Origin of the sequence: Ligilactobacillus equi DSM 15833 = JCM 10991, from assembly GCF_001435735.1 — a bacterium.
GTDB classification, from domain to species: Bacteria; Bacillota; Bacilli; order Lactobacillales; family Lactobacillaceae; genus Ligilactobacillus; species Ligilactobacillus equi.
The window spans coordinates 1-1,660 of the sequence record NZ_AZFH01000076.1; the positions used below are offsets into that span (position 1 = coordinate 1).

General features: G+C 31.0%; 1 protein-coding gene and 1 pseudogene. Both read left to right on the forward strand.

Features of this window, described 5'->3' with window-relative positions; translation table 11 throughout:
- A pseudogene (locus FC36_RS12480) lies at positions 1 to 338 on the forward strand (IS607 family transposase); the annotation flags it as partial.
- The gene (locus FC36_RS06375; protein WP_056986783.1) at positions 328 to 1,464 is read left to right on the forward strand and encodes an RNA-guided endonuclease InsQ/TnpB family protein; all 1,137 of its coding nucleotides are present in this window, start codon (positions 328 to 330) and stop codon (positions 1,462 to 1,464) included. The pseudogene FC36_RS12480 and the gene FC36_RS06375, both read left to right, overlap by 11 nt.
- Positions 1,465 to 1,660 lie beyond the last annotated feature (196 nt).

The window sequence follows — 1,660 nt, forward strand, 5'->3', positions numbered from 1 at the left end:
GATTACTGATATTGGTAGCGGGCTTAATTATAATCGAAGAAAATGGAATGAATTATTAGAAGAAGTAATGAACAATAAAATTGAGACAATTTACATTACTTATAAAGATAGATTTATTCGTTTTGGTTATGAATGGGTTTGAGCGTTTATGTAAAATGCACAATACAAACATTATTGTACTAAATAATGTCGACACAAGCCCTACACAAGAAATGATTGATGATATGGTAAGTATTGTACATGTATTTTCTTGTCGTTTATATGGTTTGCGAAAGTATAAAAGCAAGTTGAAAAATGATAAATCTTTGAAAGGTGGTGAAGATAATAATGGTAGTTAAGACACAAAAGGTTAGATTATATCCTAACGCTCAAATGCAACAAGTTTTAGATGAACTGTGTGATTATCGTAGGTATTGTTGGAATAAAGGCTTAGCACTATGGCAAGATTTGTATGAACAAGCTTTGATTTTAGATGATAAGAAATTAAAACCAAACGAATATACAGTCCGAAATGAACTGGTGGCTAATAAAGAAGATTGGCAATATCAGTTATCAGCAAGAACCTTACAGCTAGTGGTTTCTGATTTAGCTAAGAGTTGGAAAAACTTTTTTGATAAAGCTCAAGTTGATTGGGGTAAACCAAAATTCAAATCAAAGAAAGCTCCAAGACAAGTCTTTAAAACTGATAGAGCTAAAATTGTAAATGGTAAATTAAGATTAGACAAACCACGAGAAACTAAACACGTTTGGTCTGATATTAAGATTAAAGGTGCTAAATCGTTAGAAGGCGATTTAAAAGTGGTCTCGATTTACCGAGAACGTGGGCATTATTATGCTAGTTTACCTTTTGAAATTACAATTAAGCATAAAAAGAAGACTAAATCTAAAACGGCAGTTGACGTAAATGTGGGTCACTTTAATTATACTGATGGAATAATTAATACCCTACCGAAGCAATTAAGTCGTAGGTATCAAAAAATTAAACATTATCAAAGAATGTTGAGTAAAAAAGTTCAAGGTAGCAATAATTACGTTAAAACGAGAACCAAGTTGCAACGTGAATATGCTAAAGTAACTAATATTCAACATGATTTAATTCAAAAGTTTACCACAAACTTAGTTAATAACTTTGATACCATTGTAATTGAAGACTTGGATGTTAAAGGTATGCAAATGAGCCATGTTGCCTCTAAAGGTTTGCAACGCTCAATATTTGGCTATTTCAGACAGGTTTTAACGTATAAATGCGAATGGTATGGTAAAGAACTAATTTTAGCTGATAAATACTATCCAAGTACTCAAAGGTGTAGTGAATGTGGTTTTGTAAAAACAAAAGAAGATAAAATCACTTTACAAGGAAATCGCAAGCATAACACCAAACATAATGAATATGTATGTTATAACTGTGGTGCGATTATGGATAGAGATGTAAACGCGGTTATGAATTTACTGGCTTTAGCATAAAAAATATTTTTAGGGTGGGCTATACCCTCTAGGGCTATCAGAGTTAGTCAATGTCATTACCCTTTTAATTAGGATATGGGAATACTAATGTTGACGGTAGTAAATAAAATTAAGAAAGGAAAAACTATATGTTCTTTCTAATAATATAGAATAAGATACTTTTCATTCTATATTATTCTACATTTTATATAGCAGG